General features: G+C 38.4%; 16 protein-coding genes. 10 read left to right on the top strand and 6 right to left on the bottom strand.

What is annotated here, in order from left to right; genetic code table 11:
- The first annotated feature begins 52 nt into the window (after positions 1-52).
- Positions 53-1,969, top strand: coding sequence for a molecular chaperone DnaK (gene dnaK, locus BUA96_RS00860; protein ID WP_072979363.1), 1,917 nt, complete (start codon positions 53-55; stop codon positions 1,967-1,969).
- Between the two features lie 173 nt (positions 1,970-2,142).
- On the opposite strand, the gene BUA96_RS00855 is transcribed toward dnaK, so the two are convergent.
- The gene (locus BUA96_RS00855; protein WP_072979361.1) at positions 2,143-2,643 is read right to left on the bottom strand and encodes an OmpH/Skp family outer membrane protein; all 501 of its coding nucleotides are present in this window, start codon (positions 2,641-2,643) and stop codon (positions 2,143-2,145) included.
- A 186-nt stretch (positions 2,644-2,829) separates the two neighbouring features.
- Between BUA96_RS00855 and BUA96_RS00850 the strand changes: the two genes are divergently transcribed.
- On the top strand, positions 2,830-3,846 hold the full coding sequence (locus tag BUA96_RS00850; protein WP_072979359.1) for a hypothetical protein: 1,017 nt from the start codon (positions 2,830-2,832) through the stop codon (positions 3,844-3,846).
- A gap of 345 nt (positions 3,847-4,191) precedes the next feature.
- On the opposite strand, the gene BUA96_RS00845 is transcribed toward BUA96_RS00850, so the two are convergent.
- The gene (locus BUA96_RS00845) at positions 4,192-4,917 is read right to left on the bottom strand and encodes a leucine-rich repeat domain-containing protein (protein WP_072979357.1); all 726 of its coding nucleotides are present in this window, start codon (positions 4,915-4,917) and stop codon (positions 4,192-4,194) included.
- Positions 4,918-5,481: 564 nt separating this feature from the next.
- Positions 5,482-6,141, bottom strand: coding sequence for an alpha/beta hydrolase (locus tag BUA96_RS00840; protein ID WP_233430590.1), 660 nt, complete (start codon positions 6,139-6,141; stop codon positions 5,482-5,484).
- Between the two features lie 203 nt (positions 6,142-6,344).
- Here BUA96_RS00840 and BUA96_RS00835 point away from each other — a divergent pair, with 203 nt between their 5' ends.
- The 8 genes from BUA96_RS00835 to BUA96_RS00800 all read left to right on the top strand — a co-directional run bounded on the left by BUA96_RS00835 (position 6,345) and on the right by BUA96_RS00800 (position 14,044).
- Positions 6,345-6,770, top strand: coding sequence for a PaaI family thioesterase (locus BUA96_RS00835; RefSeq protein WP_072979353.1), 426 nt, complete (start codon positions 6,345-6,347; stop codon positions 6,768-6,770).
- A 2-nt stretch (positions 6,771-6,772) separates the two neighbouring features.
- Entirely contained in the window at positions 6,773-7,882 is a 1,110-nt protein-coding gene (locus BUA96_RS00830; RefSeq protein WP_072979351.1) for a chorismate-binding protein, read from the top strand.
- Between the two features lie 31 nt (positions 7,883-7,913).
- On the top strand, positions 7,914-9,629 hold the full coding sequence (menD, locus tag BUA96_RS00825; protein WP_072979349.1) for a 2-succinyl-5-enolpyruvyl-6-hydroxy-3-cyclohexene-1-carboxylic-acid synthase: 1,716 nt from the start codon (positions 7,914-7,916) through the stop codon (positions 9,627-9,629).
- A 73-nt stretch (positions 9,630-9,702) separates the two neighbouring features.
- Positions 9,703-10,044 carry a DUF2853 family protein gene (locus BUA96_RS00820; RefSeq protein ID WP_072979347.1) on the top strand — a complete coding sequence of 114 codons (342 nt, stop codon included), beginning with the start codon at positions 9,703-9,705 and terminating at the stop codon, positions 10,042-10,044.
- Between the two features lie 144 nt (positions 10,045-10,188).
- Positions 10,189-11,031: a CvfB family protein gene (locus tag BUA96_RS00815; RefSeq protein ID WP_072979345.1), complete on the top strand. Its 843-nt coding sequence runs from the start codon at positions 10,189-10,191 to the stop codon at positions 11,029-11,031.
- A 67-nt stretch (positions 11,032-11,098) separates the two neighbouring features.
- Positions 11,099-11,938: a 1,4-dihydroxy-2-naphthoyl-CoA synthase gene (locus BUA96_RS00810; RefSeq protein ID WP_072979343.1), complete on the top strand. Its 840-nt coding sequence runs from the start codon at positions 11,099-11,101 to the stop codon at positions 11,936-11,938.
- A gap of 56 nt (positions 11,939-11,994) precedes the next feature.
- Positions 11,995-12,513, top strand: coding sequence for a PH domain-containing protein (locus BUA96_RS00805; protein ID WP_072979341.1), 519 nt, complete (start codon positions 11,995-11,997; stop codon positions 12,511-12,513).
- Entirely contained in the window at positions 12,506-14,044 is a 1,539-nt protein-coding gene (locus BUA96_RS00800; protein ID WP_072979339.1) for a PH domain-containing protein, read from the top strand. Before BUA96_RS00805 ends, BUA96_RS00800 begins: the two co-directional genes overlap by 8 nt.
- A 3-nt stretch (positions 14,045-14,047) precedes the next feature.
- On the opposite strand, the gene BUA96_RS00795 is transcribed toward BUA96_RS00800, so the two are convergent.
- The 3 genes from BUA96_RS00795 to BUA96_RS00785 form a co-directional block, all read right to left on the bottom strand.
- The gene (locus tag BUA96_RS00795) at positions 14,048-16,459 is read right to left on the bottom strand and encodes an alpha-ketoacid dehydrogenase subunit alpha/beta (protein ID WP_072979337.1); all 2,412 of its coding nucleotides are present in this window, start codon (positions 16,457-16,459) and stop codon (positions 14,048-14,050) included.
- Positions 16,460-16,643: 184 nt separating this feature from the next.
- The gene (locus tag BUA96_RS00790) at positions 16,644-19,475 is read right to left on the bottom strand and encodes a gluzincin family metallopeptidase (RefSeq protein WP_072979335.1); all 2,832 of its coding nucleotides are present in this window, start codon (positions 19,473-19,475) and stop codon (positions 16,644-16,646) included.
- 114 nt (positions 19,476-19,589) lie between these two features.
- Positions 19,590-20,279: an LOG family protein gene (locus BUA96_RS00785; RefSeq protein WP_072979333.1), complete on the bottom strand. Its 690-nt coding sequence runs from the start codon at positions 20,277-20,279 to the stop codon at positions 19,590-19,592.
- Between the last annotated feature and the right edge of the window lie 24 nt (positions 20,280-20,303).

Below are 20,303 nucleotides of genomic sequence, written 5' to 3'. Positions count from 1 at the left end.
GATTGACTTTAACAGGCTGAATAAAATTTAATAACACTTAAAATTATATATAATGAGTAAAATCATAGGAATTGATTTAGGTACAACTAACTCTTGTGTTGCCGTGATGGAAGGTAACGAGCCGGTGGTTATACCTAATGCAGAGGGTAAAAGAACTACTCCTTCTGTAATAGCATTTGTAGAAGGAGGAGAGATTAAAGTAGGAGATCCTGCAAAAAGACAAGCAGTAACTAACCCAACCAAAACGATTTCTTCTATCAAGCGTTTTATGGGGAATAAATTTAGCGAGTCTTCTAAAGAGGTTGATGCTTCTGCTTACCAAGTGGTAAAAGGAGATAACGACACTCCACGTGTGGACATCGATGGTCGTTTATATACTCCACAAGAACTTTCAGCGATGATTCTTCAAAAAATGAAGAAAACTGCTGAAGATTATTTAGGACAAGAAGTGACCGGAGCGGTAATTACTGTACCTGCTTACTTTAACGATTCTCAGCGTCAAGCAACTAAAGAAGCTGGTGAGATCGCAGGTCTTAAAGTAGAGCGTATCATCAACGAACCAACTTCTGCAGCACTTGCTTACGGTCTTGATAAAAAAGACAGTGATCAAAAAATTGTAGTATTTGACTTTGGTGGTGGTACACATGACGTTTCTATTCTAGAATTAGGTGATGGTGTATTTGAAGTACTTGCTACTGATGGTGACACACATTTAGGTGGTGATGATGTAGATAGCAAAATCATCAACTGGTTAGCTGAAGAATTTAAGGCGGAAGAAGATATGGACCTTCGTAAGGATCCAATGGCACTTCAACGTTTAAAAGAAGCTGCTGAAAAAGCAAAAATCGAGCTTTCTTCTTCAAATCAAACTGAAATTAACTTGCCTTATGTAACGGCTACCGCAAGTGGACCAAAACACTTGGTACGTACGCTTACCCGTTCTAAGTTTGAGCAGTTGATTGACGATCTAGTAAAAAGAACTATTGAGCCTTGTGAGTCTGCGCTTAAAGCAGCAGGTCTTTCTAAGAGCGATATCGATGAGATCATTCTTGTAGGTGGTTCTACACGTATCCCAGCGGTTCAAGAAGCTGTTGAAAAATTCTTTAACAAGAAGCCAAGTAAAGGAGTAAACCCTGATGAGGTTGTAGCAGTAGGTGCAGCAATTCAAGGTGGTGTATTAACTGGTGATGTAAAAGATGTATTGTTACTTGATGTAACACCACTTTCTTTAGGTATTGAAACTATGGGTGGTGTGATGACTAAGTTGATCGAAGCAAACACTACGATCCCAACGAAGAAGTCTCAGGTATTCTCAACTGCAGCTGATAATCAACCAAGTGTTGAAATTCACGTACTGCAAGGTGAGCGTCCTATGGCAAATGACAACAAAACAATTGGTCGTTTCCACTTAGACGGTATTCCACCAGCACAGCGTGGTACTCCTCAAATTGAAGTTACGTTTGATATTGATGCTAACGGTATCATCAAAGTAAGTGCAGAGGATAAGGCGACTGGTAAGAAACAAGATATCAGAATTGAAGCTTCTTCAGGTTTAACAGAAGAAGAAATTCAAAAGATGAAGTCTGAAGCTGAAGCAAATGCAGAAGCAGATAAAAAGGCTAAAGAGAAAGTAGATAAATTGAATGAAGCAGATCAAATGGTTTTCCAAACTGAAAAACTATTGAAAGAATCTGGTGATAAATTATCTGCTGATAATAAGACCAAAATCGAAGGTGCTTTAGAAGAATTGAAAAAAGCGCACGCTACTGGTGAGGTAGAAAAAGTGCAGCCGGCTTTAGATAACTTAAATGAGATCTGGAAGTCTGCTTCTGAAGAAATCTACAAAGCTCAAGCTGAGGCACAAGGTGGAGCACAACCTGGACCTGATGCAGGTCAAGCAGGCGGTGGTAACGCTGAAGGAGCTTCTGGAAGTGACGTAGAAGACGTAGATTTTGAAGAGGTTAAATAAGCCTTCATAATTAGAGAGAAACCAACCAGCTTGGTTGTTAAATACTAAAAACCCCGATGCATTTGCATCGGGGTTTTTTATTGGTGTTATGGGTATTAATTTTTAAGTCTTGTCTCTGTAAAGGACCTGCTTTTAAGAATAACTGCAGAATTGCTTAGCGTTGTGAGTACATTTTACATCCCTAAAGTACGCTTAACCTCCGGCATAAGGTCTTTTCCTTTTGCCATAACAAGACCAGCATCTTTAGAAGAATCTAGTACGTAGAGAAAACCAAGATTATCGGCTACTTTAGTCACGAGCTCTCTTGCTTGTTGTTTTACCGGTTCAAATAATAGTTTGCGTTTTTCGGCGATTTGTTTTTCAATATTCTGTTGCGTTTGCGCCAGATTACGCTCAATAAGTTCGAGATCGCTTTTGCGTTTTTCATTTTCCGCAGGAGAAAGAGTAGAAGCTTCATCCTCATATTTCACAAACTTTGCCTGATACTCTCTATACGAAGTCTCAAAGTCACGTTGATACGCTTGTCTTAAGCGATTAAGCTCTGCTTCGGCTTCAGAAGTTTGCGGCATTAGATTAATCACTTCTTCCATATTAATATGTGCAACAGTTCCTTGTGCGCTAAGTGTAGTTGCAATAAAAAAAACTAGGAGGAAGGCGAGGTGTTTAAATTTCATTTTTGGGGAATTAACGATGTTCATTTATTCTAGTTATGCGTCTTAAGGACGCTGTTCAGTATACGGTGTTTCAATATTTGAGCCAAAACTCAAAATATTCTTAAACAGAACCCGTAATATAATGGTTCTTTGCAATTTTACAACTTTTAACTTGATACAAGTTCGTGTTATTTAACCCCTAAGCTTATGAATCAACGTCTACTTCAGTTCAGTATTTTTTTCAGCATAGTATCATTTCAACTCTTAAGTGCACAAAACAGTAAGTCTGCTAAAGGTTTCAAAGACTATTTTCCTATAGCTGAACGTCCATTTTTAGCGGCAGGAACCGGAAATAACCCGTACGAACGTATTTTACTTGAAGCCAAACCTGTGGTTTATTACAGCATCTATAATGATATACGTGAAGCGCTTAACAGAGATACCATTGTGGCGGGTGATGCGGTTTATTTGAGTATTCAACCGCACCTGCGTATTTATGATGAAAATTCAAAACCGGTAAAAACGCCGTCGTATAAAGCTTTTATTGGATGGCAATCTATTATTAAAACGGAAAACAATAATTTTCTTACCGCTGCGATCGAAACAGGTCATTACTCAAACGGACAGAGCAAATCAGCTTTTAGCGAAGATTTTGAAGATAATACTCCGGAGAGTAGGGCGCTTTACGATGATATTACAGATGATACCAATCTCTCAGAGATTTTAAATCGATCTTCCGGTAATTTTTCTACTAACCTTACACGGCTGTCTTTGAACTACCGCATTAATACATTTGATAAGGATAACTACCCCTTACAATCTCACTCCTTTACAATGGCTTATCAGATTTATCACAATCGATTTTTGGGAGTGTTTCAATTTGGTGGATATAACCCTGAAGATATTGATATTTATGGCAGGCATCAAATCGAGGCCTGGTACGAATTTACCGCACATTTTAAAAAGATGCGTTATAGCCTGTCGCAACGTGTATTTTTGCATCCTGACGTACACCCTTCAGCAGAATTATATAGATCAGAAACTAGTGCGACCCTTTATCCTTGGGATGGTGATCTGGGAATTATGGCGCGCTTTAGCTTTGGTTTTGACGATTATAATTATCGCTTTGTAGATAGTTATCCACGGTTTTCTATTGGGTTAACTTGGGACTGGTTTACGCCGTTTGTAGTTAAGCCAAGAAGAATGCAAGTTCCTCAAAACTAATTTATCTACGATTACAATTGGAGTAGCATAGGTTTTTAAACAATCTTAATTATTGCAATTCGCTGTATCAGTATAACTTTAGAACACCTTTCAGAATAAAGAATCATAGCGTTTGAGAAGCGAAAATATTATTATGCTGAAGAATGATTTGGTGTGGTTTAAGGTACTATTCCCAAAGAATTATTTATGATCTATTGGGATACATAAAAGTCCTGTAATAGGATCGTTTTACTGCATTAAGGAAAGCTCCTTATTCTTTGCGAGCAAATACAAACAAAAAGGTCTGCACCGAAGCACAGACCTTTTACCAACTTAAAACTAATTTATTATGATTTGGGGAATAAATTATTCGTTTGATGCTAAAGGATTTGTAGTATTCAAATCTTCATTAAATGCTACACCCTCATTATAGTTTTCAAAATTATTAGCAGCAAGAGCTAAAGTCTTAAGGTTTTTCATATTCTTAATACCTGCTGGTACCGTACCTGCTAATTGATTGTTAGATAGATTTAATTCTTTAAGATTTTCCAGTTTTAAAACTGCTAGAGGAAGATTTCCATTTAAGTTATTGTCGAAAAGATTTAAGATTTCTAGATTTTTAAGATTGCTTACCTCATTTGAAATGCTTCCACTTAAGTTATTGCTAGTCAACATTAGTTGCTCTAGCTTGGTTAAGTTGTAAATAGTCTTAGGTAATTTACCGTCAAGCATATTTCCGTTAAGAACAAGAACTTTAAGGTTTTTCAAATTTCCTATAGAAGTAGGAATCTCACCTTGGATTCTATTGAAGAATAACTCTAAAGTCACCAGACTGTCAAGATCTCCTAAGGTCTCTGGCAATTGACCGTTGAGGTTATTCATACTTAAGTTAAGACCAACTACGTTGTTATTTACAACGCGTACCCCGTGCCAAGTAGCAACATCAGCGCTAAGATCCCATGTAGTATTCCATTCAGAACCGTTAGTGGCATTATATAAATCAATCAAAGCTTGTTTCTGAGTATTAGAAACCTCTGCAAAAGCTGTTAAGCTTAGAAATGCTACTGCGAAAAGAGTAAAAATTGATTTCATATGGGTTGATTAATTGGTTTAACGACGTAAATATAGTGTAGTTAAACCTTTAAATGCAATTATATTCGTTGAAATACACGATTAAATACCGATTTTATCCAAATAGTTGTTTTGTACAATTAAAAATTAGTGGTTTTATACAATTTATTGATGGGTTGCAAGCTGGTTTTGTGGTACTTTTAAGGACAAAATCTAGTTGTAACTTATTTTAAAGTAAGTTAATTCTTACTTAAATCAAGTATTTATGCTGTTGGTAGTAGTTTGTCCAAATGAAAAGAGTCTGACTTATTTAAAATCAGACTCTCTACCAACTAAAAACTAATATATAAACAAACAACAAACTAACTCGACAAGTAATACCAGCTCGAATTTCAGAATTGAGTAAGGGACTCTTTGTGTTATCTTCTTCTAAGATAGCGATTTAATTCCGTTAAAAACAAATTAATTCGTTGAAATACACAAAAATAGATTTTGTAAAGTGCGTTGTAATACTTTAAATACTAGGATATTAAATGAATCTATTGCTTTAGTCGCTTTGGTAGATCTAGAATGAAACCGATTTGATTACAACGTGTTCAATACTGTATTAGCAATTTGCTGAAGACTGGCTTCGTGAACTACATGAGTGCCATCAAAGATCACTTCTTCCATAGAGGCGTTAAATAAAGACTTTGCTAACTGCTGCTGTTGGCGTAACGCTTCTTTACTGATTAATGGATCTTCGTTGCCATAAATAGAAAAGACACGTTTAGGTTGATTCGCAATATGCTTCACATCAGCAGGTATTTTTCCCGAATGCAGTATTAGAACATCACAAGAGATTTCTCTGTGCGCAAGCCAACGGGTTATTACAGAAACGCCTTGTGAGAAACCCATCAATACTACAGTATACTTTTGGAGATCTACGCTGCTCAATTCTTTATTATATACCTGATCTAAATAGTTCAACACGTTCTCAATCTCTATTTCAGTATTTTCTCGAGTTAACCACGAGGCACCTATATATTTATAACTTTTATCCTGGTAATATTTGCTTGGGGCTTGAGGCGCTATTATATAGTTTGGGTCCGGAGCTAAACTTTCAAAATGCTTTATAAAAAAGGTGCTCAAATGGCCCAGACCGTGACAAACAATCCAAATATTCTTGGTTTGATCATTTAAAGTATTCAAGGTCTGGTAGGTGTTTGTTGTGGTGTAGCTAACGCTTTTTTCTTCGTTCATCATTTTGCTTTAAGTATCTTTACTCAGTGAGAAAGTAAGAAAAGTTTAAGGGATAATTACTCTTAATAGTATTTGTTTTACAAGAGCAAATACTGGTTTGTAAAGAGTTTAATTTTAGTTTTTTTGCTTGGTTTTAATAGCATTGAGCAAGTTTTTTATAAAACGTATTGCTTAAGGTATTGCAAAGGAAGGATAAACAAATAGATATGTTTCAGGATAATAAAGAAGAAGCGCTTAAACGTTGCAACGCGATTTGCAAAAACACATTGATGGAAACGCTTCAGATAGAGTTTACTGATATTGGTGAGGATTTTCTTACCGCAAGAATGCCGGTCACTTCAAAAGTGCATCAACCGGATGGCGTGTTGCACGGCGGTGCATCAGTCGCTCTGGCTGAAAGTGTAGGGAGTGCAGCAAGTATGATGTTTCTTGACGTTGAAAAAGTTTTTATAAGAGGAATTGAGATTTCTGCAAACCATGTAAAAAGTATTTCTGAAGGTGATGTGTTTGCAAAAGCGACCTATTTGCATAAAGGGCGTACCACTCAGCTTTGGCAAATAAAGATTACCAATACCGCAGGTGACCTAATATCCTTAGTCAAGCTAACTACGATTGCTTTACCAAAAAAGTAAGAATGTCTCAGGAAGAATTAGCATCTCAATTAGAAAATCATTTTAAAAAGCAATTGCCTTTTGTTATTTACAGCAAACCTGGTGCTGCTGCGCTTCAGGTTATCTTTCAAGAGGATAAGAAGCTACATACCACTTCGACCTATGAAGAAGAAGGTTTTGTGTTTGCTCCGTTTGATAGCAATCAGCCCGGAATTCTAATTAAAGGTAAGCCCACCGAGATTATAGTTTCAAGCGCTGCTGTCGAATTCAATTCAGTTGAAAAAACTATTGAAACCAAGGATGCTGATCAGCATATTGCATTAGTTGAAAAAGCGATTGAAACAATCACTGATTCAGACTTGAAGAAAGTTGTGCTTTCGCGAAAGCAAAACATTTCAATTGAAGCCTCGTCGCCGATACCGCTATTTTTTAGACTCAATCAAAAATATCCAACGGCATTTACCTATTTATGGCATCATCCTGAGGTAGGCACGTGGCTAGGTGCAACTCCGGAAACCTTATTAGCATTAAAAGGTCAACGTCTAGAAACTATGGCACTTGCAGGAACTCAGTCTTATTCTGGATCCACAGATGTGGATTGGGGTTTAAAGGAGCAAGAAGAGCAGCAAATGGTAACCGAGGAAATTACGAGTAAACTAGCAGGCTTTGATTTTAAGGCCTTTAGAGTTCACGATAGGGAAACGTACAGAGCCGGTGGACTCTTGCATTTACGAACTAAAATTACCGGGAATTTAGCACCTACTGAAAATCCACTTAAAGCTTTGCTAAATGCGTTGCATCCCACACCTGCGGTTTGTGGATTGCCACGTGATCTTGCCAAGTCGTTCATTAATGAGCAAGAAAGTTATGATCGTGCGTTTTACACAGGTTTCTTAGGTGAGATCAATCAGTTGCAGGATCATTCTAAACGCCGAACCCGTAGAAACGTTGAGAATCTGGCCTACAAAACCGTAAAGAAAACTTCAGAACTATATGTGAATTTGAGGTGTATGCAATTTAAACCTCAAATGGCATCGCTTTATGTTGGCGGCGGTATAACCGCGGGCTCTGACGCCAAGCAAGAGTGGCAAGAAACTGTTAATAAAGCACAAACTATTGCCAGTATTCTCTAAGATTTGGCCTTTGTCGTATTTTTGAATTCCAATGAAATATTCTAGTATCCCCGTCGCTCAATCTGTGGTTTTGCTTTGTTTAGAAAAAGGAATCAACCACATTGTAATCTCCCCAGGATCGCGAAATGCCCCGTTAACAATCGGTTTTACGCATCATCCTGAAATGAAAACCTATAGCGTGGTCGATGAACGATCAGCAGCGTTTTTTGCATTGGGAATTGCCCAACAAATTCAAAAGCCCGTGGCGTTAGTTTGTTCGTCAGGCAGCGCGGTTTTAAACTATTATCCGGCGATTTCTGAGGCTTTTTACAGCGATATTCCTTTGGTGGTAATTTCGGCAGATAGGCCAATTGAGCGTATTGATATAGGCGATGGGCAAACCATTAGGCAGCGTAATGTGTTTGAAAATCACATTTTGTATTCGGCAAATTTATATTCTGAATATGTGCCAGATAGCACGTTGACCGATCCCAAACTCATTCAGAAACAGCGGGAAGCCACTAAGCATAACCAGCAAGAGATCAATAAAGCTTTAAACGAAGCGCTAAGCGGTCAAGGTCCGGTACATATTAATGTGCCTTTTTACGAGCCGCTTTACAATACCACCGAAGAAAAACTGGTAAATCCAATAATTGTGGAAGAACCGGTAAAATCGATGGAGTTGACGGAGGCCTATTTACAGCCGTTTGTTAAGAAATGGAATAGCGCAAAGCGAAAGCTGGTCATCGTGGGCGTGCTGCAACCCAATACGATTGAACAGCAATTTCTTGATACTTTAGGAGATGATCCTAGTGTCTTGGTTTTTACCGAAACGACCTCTAATCTGCATCATCCCAATTTTTTTACAAGAATTGATAATATAATTGGTTCGCTAGACGATAACGGATTTAAAAACCTTCAGCCGGAATTACTGGTAACCATCGGCGGAATGATCATCTCAAAGAAGATCAAGGCCTTTTTGAGAGAATATCAACCTGATCAGCATTGGCACATTGACCCTAAAAAAGCGTATGACACGTTTTTCTGTCTGAATAAACATTTTAAAGTTCCTGTAAATTATTTCTGGAATCAATTTTTACCTCAAACTTCAACTGTTTCCAGTGATTATCAGAAGGAGTGGCTTGCGGTAAGAACCCAGCGAGATCTAAAACATCAAGAATATATACAAGATATGGGTTGGTGCGATTTTAAAGCTTTTGATCGCATTCTTTCTCGACTGCGTTCCGGCAGCCAATTGCAGTTAGGTAATAGCTCAACTGTGCGCTATGTGCAGCTTTTTGATATAGATAAAACTCTAAAGGTTTTTTGTAATCGTGGAACCAGTGGTATTGACGGCAGTACATCTACGGCGGTAGGTGCTGCTGTAGGAAGTGCTATGCCCACCACACTTATTACAGGTGATCTGAGTTTTTTTTATGACAGCAATGCCCTTTGGAATGCTCACCTCCCAAAAGATTTTAAGATTATTGTCGTGAATAATTCCGGGGGTGGGATTTTTAGGATTTTACCCGGGGATAAAACTTCTCAAGCCTTTGAAACCTATTTTGAAACGGTTCATAATCTAGATGCTTCGCATTTATGCAAGATGTATGGGTTAGCCTATTTTTCAGCTGAAAATGAAGGTGAGTTAGCTGAAGCTCAAGTTGCATTCTACGCCGAAAACGACCGCCCGTGCTTACTTGAAATTAAAACTCCGCGTATCGAGAATGATCAGGTTTTGTTAGGGTATTTTAAGTACTTGAGATAAATAGATAAGAAATTTTGATTTTTATGTATATTTAAGGAGCTAAAATTTAAAACCTTAATTAACAGAATATCTTATGAGTAAAAGAGATGAAATGATCGCAAAGTACGCGACCGATCTAAAAGAAAAAATGGGACACGATGCAGATATGGACCTGCTAACTAAAGTGACTATTGGTTGTGGCCCTTCAATTTACAATAAGGATTCTGCTACGGTTTCTGCCGGAAGCGAATCAGAACTTGAAACGGTAAAGAAAAATTTCTTGATCAAAAAGTTAGGTCTTGAAGATGGTCCGGCTTTGATGGAAGGATTACATAAAGTTTTAGAAGATTACGGGAAATCTAATCGCAACAAGTATAGAGCTGTTGTGTATTATTTACTTACAAAGCATTTTGGTAAAGAAGAGGTTTACAGTTAATCTCAACTTCTAATAATATTGAAACCGCTTCTATAAAGCGGTTTTTTTATGCTTCGATCTGAGCTAATTTTAAATATAAAGGAGCGCATTTCGTTAAAACTAATCCTTCGATTTTTGTTATTTTTGAAGTCTTAAAAAACAACTATGCTTGAACTGGGAGAATACCATAAAATGATAATTGATCGTGACGTAAGTCCCGGTTTATATTTGAGGGATGAAGAAGAAAATGAGGTGTTATTACCCGGTAAATATGCTCCCGAAGGTTTCGCATTAGAAGATGAGATTGAAGTTTTTGTCTACCTCGATAATGAGGAGCGACCGGTAGCGACCACGCTTAAACCCTATATTGAAAAAAATGGTTTTGCCTATTTAGAATGTACTTCGGTGACTAAGATAGGTGCTTTTGTAGATTGGGGATTAGATAAAGAGTTGTTTGTGCCTTTTTCTAACCAAGTGACGCCTATGCACGAAGGTAATTGGTATTTGGTTTATATGTATTTAGATGAGCGTACGAATAGGTTAGTGGGGTCATCCAAATTCAATAAATTCTTAGACAATACTGAAGTCACTGTTCAGAAGCACGATAAAGTTGACTTGATCATCTCGCACTTTTCAGAACACGGGGCGCATGTGATTATTAACGAGCGCCATCAAGGCTTGATTCATAAGGATACTATTTTTGAAGACATTCGGGTAGGTGACCGGCTCCCGGGATACATTAAGCGTGTGCGAGAAGATAAAAAGATCGATGTATTGCTTCAGCCTGAAGGCTACAAGAGTATAGAGCCTAATGCGCAGTTTATTTACGACGAACTCAAAGCAAACGGAGGTAGTTTGCCCATACACGATAAGAGTTCGCCTGAAGATATCAACGCGTACTTCGGTATCAGCAAAAAGTTATTTAAAAAGGCCATCGGCGCCTTATATAAAGACCGACAAATTAAAATTACAGATCAAGGTATCGAGTTGACCAACAAAGACGCTTAGCCTTAGTATTTAAATACAATCTAGGCGAAATATGACAACTCCAAGTCCATATAAATAGCAAAATATTATGCAAGAACCTCACTGGGAAACGGTTAAAGAATATCAAGATATTACGTTTAAAAAAGCAAACGGAGTAGCCCGTATCGCTTTCAACAGGCCCGAAGTACGCAACGCATTCAGACCCAAAACAACGTCAGAATTATTAGATGCTTTTCACATCGCTCAAGAAGATACATCAGTAGGTGTGATATTGCTTTCTGCGGAAGGACCGTCGCCTAAAGATGGTGTTTATAGTTTTTGTAGCGGGGGTGATCAGAGGGCGCGTGGCGATCAAGGCTATGTAGGCGAAGATGGGTATCATCGTCTGAATATTCTTGATGTACAGCGTTTAATTCGTTTTATGCCTAAGGCAGTAATTGCAGTGGTTCCCGGTTGGGCAGTAGGAGGAGGTCACAGTTTACACGTAGTTTGCGATCTTACTTTGGCGAGTAAAGAACACGCGATCTTTAAACAGACAGATGCTGATGTTACTAGTTTTGACGGAGGTTATGGCTCTGCTTATTTAGCTAAAATGGTAGGGCAGAAAAAAGCGCGTGAAATTTTCTTTTTAGGTCGAAATTACTCAGCGCAGGAGGCTTTTGAAATGGGAATGGTCAATGCTGTAATTCCGCACGACGAATTAGAAGCAACTGCTTACGAGTGGGCTCAAGAGATTTTAGCAAAATCACCAACATCAATAAAGATGCTCAAATTTGCTATGAACTTAACGGATGACGGAATGGTTGGACAGCAAGTTTTTGCAGGTGAAGCCACACGATTAGCGTATATGACCGAAGAGGCCAAAGAGGGTAGAAACGCATTTTTAGAAAAAAGAAAACCCAATTTTGATAAAAAATGGATTCCATAGCAGAAAAATTGATCACGTTCTAGTATTTTTAAAAGAACGCAGTCAAAAACTTCTCAATGGAATATAAGTTTACAAATGCCCCGGTAGACCTAGATGCCTTACCTGATCATCAACAGCTAGTTTATACGCCCACTTTAAAAGCTAGACTTTATAAAGCCTTACTCGTTATAGGTTTGTTTTATATAGTCTTGATTGTTGGTGTCCTACTTTTGCGTACGGTTTCTGACGTAAAGTATTTAATTCCCGCTTTATTTATTGGGGTGACTTTCGTGTTTATGCTGATGGCAGGTTATCAGTTCTTATTGCAAAAACAGATAGGCTATGCGCTGCGAGAACACGATATAGCGTTTCGGCGCGGAGTGATCTTTGAAAAGATTACGCTTATTCCATTTAATAGAATTCAGCATATTTCAACCTCTGCGGGTGTTTTAGACAAGGCTTTCAAAATCGCTAATCTGAACATTTTTACAGCTGGTGGATCAGGAAGTGATATCAATATTCCCGGATTAAATCCCGATATGGCGGCACGCCTTAAAGATAAAGTGGCTCAACATCTAACCGAAGCCGATGTCTAAGCCGTTCGAGACTCCACAATTGCAATCAAAGCTCGGGATTCTTTTTATTTTTTTATCTCAGGCTTATAAATTTTTGCGTGCTTTTGGTGCTGCATTTCTGTATTTCCTCATTAAAGGCTTTCCTTCAGAAGTTGTGCTGCCCATAAGTATAGGGTTGGTTGTATTGCTTCTGGCCATTTTAGGATATAGCGTTTTATCGTATAAAAAGTTTCGGTTTTATATTGATTATAAGAATGCTGAATTCATTCTAGAGCAAGGTGTGTTTGCGACAAAAGTTACTTCGATACCATTTTCTAAGATTCAGCAGGTTTATTTTAAACGTTCTTTATTGCAGCGTGTGATTGGCGTAAATAGTGTCGTTGTGGATTCCGCAGGAAGCAGCGCTCAGGAAATTGATATTAAAGCCTTGTCTGATGAAGATGGTAAGGAGTTGCAGCAGATACTGATGCAGGCTGTTAAGGAAGAAATCGGCACTTCTGAAGCTAGTGAACCAAATGAATCACAACCTGAGAATACAGCTAGTAAACAGCCAGAAGCACTCTGGACGCACCGATTAAGTCCTCTAGCCTTATTGAAGTTGGGCATCACCAGTAATTATTTTAGAGGGGTTTGGCTCATTTTACTTTTTGTGGGGTCTTTATACCAACAATTGGGAGATTTTGAGTTGCTGCAAGATGATCAATATACAGAAGGAATAAAGGGCTATTTTGACGCTTACAGTAAGCCTATTGAACTTTTTCTACTTACTGCCTTAGTATTTGTCGGCGTTTTTATTTTAGGAATGCTCATCTCATGTATTGAGATTTTTATCAAATATTTTGATCTCAATCTTAAACAGACCAAAGAGAGCTTAGAATTGGCAATGGGTCTTAAAACCAATACTAAGGTGAGTTTAAAACCGCGAAGAGTGCAATTGATGCGTGTGGTTACTAACCCTATTCAAAAAAGGTTGAATCTCAACGAGGCACAAATTGCAATTGCCAGTAGTCAGGATGATCTCAATAAAGCTAAAATTACGATTCCGGGGTTAGAGCGAGCTCAGGTAGAAAAAGTAAAACGCTTTTTGTTCAGTCATCAAATGCGTCCCGGCCGTATATTTAAACCGGCATTCATTTTATATGTGCGTTTGCTCATCATAGCAGGTTTGCCGCTTCTTTTGACCGCATTGGTCGCTTCATTTTTGGTTCCTAATTATATGACTGAAATTCTCAGCATTCTCTTTATCATTTTTGGGATGCTAATCATTCCGTATCAGTATTATTGGTACAAGGCCCTGGCGCTAGAAATAACACCTGAATTTGTAATTCTTCGGAAAGGCGTATGGAATCAGAAAACTGAAATTATAGAACTATTCAAGCTACAATCTGTAACCGTTAGTCAACCGGTGTGGTACAAAAAGCGTGATCTATATAATTACACGTTTCATACCGCAGGCGGTGATTTATCCTTTCCGGTAACGAGTGCTGAAGCACAGCGATACATCAACTATGCGTTGTATCGCGTTGAAGTTTCGAGAGAAGCCTGGATGTAATTCTTATCTGATTTGCGGATATGCATTAGGATTTACCTCGTGCATTATCTGATATATTTTCTCAAAAATATCTTCTGCGGAAGGCTTAGAGAAATAATCCCCATCCGTACCATAAGCTGGTCTGTGCGGTCTTGCAGCAAGAGTTTGTGGTGCACTATCCAGATGTCTAAAAGCCTTTTGCTCATCTAAAATATGCTGCAGTAAATACGCCGAAGCTCCACCGGGCATATCTTCATCTACGACCAAGATTCGGTTTGTTTTTGCAATACTTTTTACCGTATCGTGATTCAAATCAAAAGGAAGTAATGATTGCGCATCGATCACTTCAACACTTATATTTACCGCTTGTAGGTCCTTAGCAGCAAGTTCTACCAATCGGAGGGTACTTCCGTAAGAAAGCACAGTAATATCTGTTCCTTCTCGTAATACTTCAACCTTACCTATTGGTGTTTTAAATTCCGCCAGGTTAGTAGGTAGCTTTTCTTTTAATCGATATCCATTAAGACATTCTACGATCACCGCAGGTTCATCACTCTGCATTAAAGTGTTATAAAAGCCGGCAGCTTTGGTCATATTACGCGGTGTTAAAATATACACTCCGCGAAGTAAACCTAAAAGTGCTCCCATCTGAGATCCACTGTGCCAGATCCCTTCTAGACGATGTCCACGTGTTCTTACGATCAATGGAGCTGTTTGTTTACCGTGAGTTCTATAGCGCAATGTGGCCAAATCATCACTCAAGGTTGCCATCGCATAAAGTATATAATCTAAATACTGAATTTCGGCAATAGGGCGTAAGCCGCGCAAGGCTAAACCTATTCCTTGACCAATGATCGTTGTTTCGCGAATTCCCGCATCAGCAACACGTAATTCGCCATATTTATCTTGAAGTCCTTCTAAACCTTGATTAACATCCCCAATGGTACCGGTATCTTCACCAAATACAACACTGTTAGGGTATTTGCTGAAAAGCGCATCAAAATTATCTCGCAGTACAATACGCGCATCTACCGTTTTTGCATCATCAGCATATTGCGGAAGTTCTTCAGCAATATTTGTGGCTTTAGAGTCAAATTCACTAAACACGTGACTGCTGTAATTAGGCTGTTCTTTAGCGATAAATTTAGTCACCCAATCTTTTAATGCCGAGATCGCTTCACTTTGTTCTTGGGCTACAAAACGTAATGTTTTTCGCGCAGCGATCAGTACATCAGACTTCAGTGGATCTTTCTCATCAACTAAAGTTTGTTTGATCCCTTTAATAAATTGACCGTTTTCACTTTCAGAAATGATGGTATCTATAAAGCTTACAACCGTCTTTTTTTCTGCCTTAATCGGATTTAAGAAAGATTCCCAAGCTTTGCGTTTTCCTTCGCGCACTTTGCGCTTGATGTCTTTTTCTAAATCAGTAAGTTCTTCATCAGTGGCGATCTGGTTGTTGATCATCCACTCGCGCATCTTAGTATTACAATCGTGTTCTTTTTCCCATTGCAAACGATCTTTACTTTTATAACGCTCGTGCGATCCAGAAGTTGAGTGCCCTTGCGGCTGAGTAAGTTCGGTGACGTGTAAAAGTACAGGAACGTGTTGTTCACGCGCTATTTTTCCGGCTTGTTCAAAAGCATCTATAAGTGCGGGATAATCCCAACCTTTAACGCGAATGATCTCAAAGCCATTTTCTTCTTCATTACGCTGAAAACCGCTCAGGATCTCAGAAATATTTTCTTTGGTAGTCTGATGTTTCGCGTGTACTGAAATTCCGTAGTCATCATCCCAAATTGCAGTAACCATCGGGATTTGCAATACTCCTGCGGCGTTGATGGTTTCAAAAAACATCCCCTCAGAAGTACTGGCATTACCAATAGTTCCCCAAGCGACTTCATTACCTTCGTTAGAAAGTCCGTCTGTGTTCATTTCAGGAACTTGTCTAAACAATTTTGAAGCTTGCGCAAGACCTAATAAGCGCGGCATCTGACCGGCGGTAGGCGAGATATCTGCACTGGAGTTATATTGTTCTAAAAGATTTTTAAGCTTACCGTTTTCATCCAAACTATGCGTACCAAAATGACCACCCATTTGTTTCCCGGCACTCATAGGGTCATTTTCAAGACTTGTATGGGCGTATAGACCGGCAAAAAAGTTTTCGATGGTAAAATGATCTATCGCCATCATAAAGGTTTGATCGCGGTAATACCCCGATCGCCAATCTCCTTTTTTAAAGGCTTTAGCCATCGCTAACTGAGGGACTTCTTTACCATCACCGAAAATTCCAAATTTTGCTTTCCCGGTTAATACCTCTCTACGACCTAATAAACTGCATTCACGGCTGGTGACTGCAATTCTATAGTCATTAAGGACTGTGGCTTTAAAATCATCAAATGAAATTTCAGAAGTAGGCTCAGATTGCGTGTGCATAATTTTTAATCAGTTTGTGTAAAAGTACGGAAATTTCACGTTATACACAATTCATTAATTTCTTTAAAAAATGATAAATTTTTAATAAAAATCGTTTTGATTGAATTTTTGTTAAAAACAAGGTGCAAATAATCTATTCTGCTAATAATTTTTAAATGGAAGGAGCTTTGTTGGGGTGTTTAGTCTAGTACCACTTTCTAGTAAATAAGCTCAACATGGTGCGCAGGTCTAGGGTAACGATAAAACGAATTTTTTGATCATAATTGGGCTGACCAATTTCCCATCCATTAGAAGAGTACACCGGAAAAAAGAGCTCAAAGTAATCTTCAACCAATACCGTACGTATACCGCTATCGTATAAGAAACGTGCAGAACTGCCTTGATTTTTTACTAGCCCAATATCTGCATAGCCATGAATAAAATTCCAAAGTGTGGTGCTGGTGTTTACGGTAGTTAGCCACTCATTACCAAAAGGAGTGTCGAGTTTTGACTTGAAACCACCTTCCGCTAAAATTAATTGCTGACTAAAAATTCCTGAGTTTTCAGACCTTCCGTAATAATTGTATCTGAACAAATAATCGGTAGGGCGGTCTAGTGCAAAACTGAAATAATCCCCCTGAGAACGCGTATCATTGTATAAAAAGATTCCACCGAAAAAGCGTAAATCAAACTGCCTGTTATTTAAAAATACTTTACGGTATTTAGCGGTAAGCGCAAACTTGCTGAACTTCTGCGACAGCTGAAAATCTGTATCATATGTAAACGCGTTGATCACTCCCGGATCACTATTGGTGTAGCGTACATTAAAAACACTATAATTAGGATCGTCATTGGTGATCACATCAGACTCATCTCTATAAACATTGATATTGCTTACCGTGAGAAACTGTCTTTTGTCTGATCTAAAATCGTCTGTTCTAAAGCCAAATGTTATAAAAGGACTGTAAGACTTGTACAAAGCATCGGGCGCATAAGAAGAAAGTGAGCCCGAAATACCGTAGCGTATCGCGTATAGATTACCTTCATTTACGTTTTGCGTATAGGTAAAACCGGCGCTACCGGTCAACTTGTTTGATTTTAACCCATATTGCGGTTCTATGCGGTAATTAAACGCTTTAGAAAGCAACGTTTTATTATACATTTTAGCGCCCAGTTTTAAGCCGTCGTAAAAGTTGTATTCTACTACCGGCATAAAAAACACCTGGTTTTTAGAAGGATCTTCAAGATCCTGTAATAACTTAAACTGAAACGGTTTATTCACCCCAAGAAATGGATTGATTTTCTTGTAGTTATTACGTCTGTTGTATTCTGGTACAAAACCTTCAGCATTGATAACGACGCGATCAATACTATCACCGGCAATACTAAGGTGTTGCTCTTTCTCAAAACCGTCAACCCAAGTTTTAGAGACGATCTTATCTTTATTCACCCCATAAACGGGAATAGGCATCTGACTTTTGGTCTTATTCTTTAGTTCAATTTTAATGCTATCGCCTTCTCTTTTGACTTCGTTGAATTTATAATCTATAATCTTACGTGAATTCACATAATCATTAAAGAACCAATCGAGATCTTTTGAAGTATTAGCTCTCAGAATTTGTTCAAACGCTGTTGAAGAGGTGAGCTTTAATTTATTTTCTAAGTAGAATTGATCAATGCTTTGTTCAACCGGAGTATTACCTAAATATTCTGAGAGGTAGTTCATACCTGCAGCAGCTTTATACGCGTTTGCGATATTTTTATTGAATTTTATCAGCGAATCGCTAGGCGTGGTCAGCGGCTGATCTAGATTCATACGCGCCATATGCATATACAGCAAGTTGTACTGCTGATTAAATTCAAGATCTGAAAGGTGAAATTGCCGCGCGAGCCAATATCGATTCAACGTACCTACCACTTTTAAGTTGGGATAAAAATGATCCATGTATTTCATCATGGTGTACATTTTTATTCCATCGGCGATCCAACGGTCATCTCGAGGATTGATAAATAAGGTGCGATCTATAAAATTATCTATAGCTGTTTTTAATATTTTAAGTTCGTACTTAAAATCTTCAGGAAACGGACTTAAAAAATCAGGCAGCTGGTTTAAACCATATACCGGATTTTCGGCATAATCTATATTTGAAATAACCAGTTGTTTAAAAGGATATTCGCCCAATTCTGCAACAAGAAAATGACTGATTTTGTCAATGATCAAAGCTTCTCTTTCGGCAATAACCTTATCGTCCGTGATATTGGTAACCACCGTCAGGTCATCTGTTTCAGTGATCTGAAATTCAGAAATCTGCCGTAAATAAATTGTAGTGTTATTTCTGGAATTGCCTTCTAAATAAACGGTCTTGTAATTATTTTGAGCACTTACAGTGGCATTGGTTTGCTCAAGTTCATTGATAAATCGATAATTCTTTTTAAATGAAAATTGAATAGAGAAATCTGTGGGCGCCATATAAAGGTCATCCAGATTTTTATTGCTGTAATAATGCCAAGTCCCATCGTAAACCGCCGGTGCAATAAACCAATATTTTAGATTAAAATCTCCGTTATCTAGCGCCCCATAACCGGTAAACTTCGCATCAGGAATACGTATGTTGTAATTGAGTTTTAACTGCGTAGTTTCACCCGGTGCTAGAGGATTTATCAATGCTACTTGAATGACGTCCTCAGCGTCTTCAAGTCTCGTAAATGTTAGATTCCTGAAGCTTTCCCCAATGATAGAATTGATCTTTGAAGCGCCCCGCGCATCATCACTCGCAAGATGAAACCTTCGGTCGTAATTCTCAGCAAAGCGCCTACCGAGTTTAGATTGTTTTGATGAAAAACTATGTGCCCAGTCATTGAAGAAAAGTTCCGTTAGCGTATCCTTTGAAGTATTCTTAAAATAGATATCCTGCTGAATAAAGAGCGACTTTTCTTCTTCTACCAAGCGTGCTGTTATCTCAATACGATTCTGTGCTTCGCTTGTAAAAGGAAACAGGCCTAAACAGAGAAGAAGCGCTTGAAGCAACGTCTTCATAAGCTCGCTTGAATATGTAGGCGTAAAAAAGTTGAGATGAGCACGCGGGCAGTTTTTCTTTAGAATGAATCAATTACTATACCAACGCAAATAGTAGCGCTATGGTTTTTCTCTTTAGAAATTAGGACTCAACTCATATTCATTGTAGAAGTTGTTTAACACCTCAAGTACTTCATCTTCGGTATCTACAAGATGTAAGAGATCAATATCTCCCGGGCTGATCGTATTGAATTTGTCTAGCAATGTATTTTTAATCCAATCAAAAAGTCCTTGCCAATATTCAGTACCTACAAGAATGATGGGGAACTTATCAATTTTATGGGTTTGAATAAGCGTGATCGATTCAAAAAGTTCGTCTAAGGTCCCAAACCCTCCAGGAAGCACTACAAAGCCTTGCGAATACTTCACAAACATTACCTTACGAACAAAGAAATAATCAAAGTCGATGCTTTTATCACCGTCAATATATGGGTTGTCGTGTTGCTCAAACGGCAAATCAATATTTAAACCTACCGAAGTACCGCCGGCAAGGTGCGCACCTTTGTTACCGGCTTCCATAATTCCGGGGCCACCACCGGTGATCACACCGTAGCCGTTTTCAACGATTTTTTCTGCGATAGCCACAGAAAGCTTATAGTATTTTTGATCTGGTTTAGTACGTGCGCTACCAAAAATAGAAACACAAGGACCAATTCTGCTAAGCTTTTCAAAACCGCTTACAAATTCGCCCATTATCTTAAAAATAGCCCAAGAGTCGTTTGTTTTTATCTCATTCCAACCCTTAGGTTTTTGTTCAGTTCTCATAATATTTTGTTTTGTAAAATTTTG

Source organism: Leeuwenhoekiella palythoae, assembly GCF_900130045.1.
GTDB lineage: Bacteria > Bacteroidota > Bacteroidia > Flavobacteriales > Flavobacteriaceae > Leeuwenhoekiella > Leeuwenhoekiella palythoae.
Note: the sequence above shows the minus strand (reverse complement) of the source record. Positions and strands in the feature narration are given on the sequence as shown.

Bases quoted from the DNA above. Each gene is read 5' to 3' on its own strand.
- BUA96_RS00795 (WP_072979337.1), bottom strand. From the start codon at position 16,459: ATGCACACGCAATCTGAGCCTACTTCTGAAATTTCATTTGATGATTTT.
- BUA96_RS00815 (WP_072979345.1), top strand. From the start codon at position 10,189: ATGCTTGAACTGGGAGAATACCATAAAATGATAATTGATCGTGACGTA.
- BUA96_RS00810 (WP_072979343.1), top strand. From the start codon at position 11,099: ATGCAAGAACCTCACTGGGAAACGGTTAAAGAATATCAAGATATTACG.
- BUA96_RS00785 (WP_072979333.1), bottom strand. From the start codon at position 20,279: ATGAGAACTGAACAAAAACCTAAGGGTTGGAATGAGATAAAAACAAAC.
- BUA96_RS00835 (WP_072979353.1), top strand. From the start codon at position 6,345: ATGTTTCAGGATAATAAAGAAGAAGCGCTTAAACGTTGCAACGCGATT.
- dnaK (WP_072979363.1), top strand. From the start codon at position 53: ATGAGTAAAATCATAGGAATTGATTTAGGTACAACTAACTCTTGTGTT.
- BUA96_RS00790 (WP_072979335.1), bottom strand. From the start codon at position 19,475: ATGAAGACGTTGCTTCAAGCGCTTCTTCTCTGTTTAGGCCTGTTTCCT.
- BUA96_RS00845 (WP_072979357.1), bottom strand. From the start codon at position 4,917: ATGAAATCAATTTTTACTCTTTTCGCAGTAGCATTTCTAAGCTTAACA.
- menD (WP_072979349.1), top strand. From the start codon at position 7,914: ATGAAATATTCTAGTATCCCCGTCGCTCAATCTGTGGTTTTGCTTTGT.
- BUA96_RS00840 (WP_233430590.1), bottom strand. From the start codon at position 6,141: ATGATGAACGAAGAAAAAAGCGTTAGCTACACCACAACAAACACCTAC.
- BUA96_RS00830 (WP_072979351.1), top strand. From the start codon at position 6,773: ATGTCTCAGGAAGAATTAGCATCTCAATTAGAAAATCATTTTAAAAAG.
- BUA96_RS00820 (WP_072979347.1), top strand. From the start codon at position 9,703: ATGAGTAAAAGAGATGAAATGATCGCAAAGTACGCGACCGATCTAAAA.
- BUA96_RS00805 (WP_072979341.1), top strand. From the start codon at position 11,995: ATGGAATATAAGTTTACAAATGCCCCGGTAGACCTAGATGCCTTACCT.
- BUA96_RS00855 (WP_072979361.1), bottom strand. From the start codon at position 2,643: ATGAAATTTAAACACCTCGCCTTCCTCCTAGTTTTTTTTATTGCAACT.
- BUA96_RS00800 (WP_072979339.1), top strand. From the start codon at position 12,506: ATGTCTAAGCCGTTCGAGACTCCACAATTGCAATCAAAGCTCGGGATT.
- BUA96_RS00850 (WP_072979359.1), top strand. From the start codon at position 2,830: ATGAATCAACGTCTACTTCAGTTCAGTATTTTTTTCAGCATAGTATCA.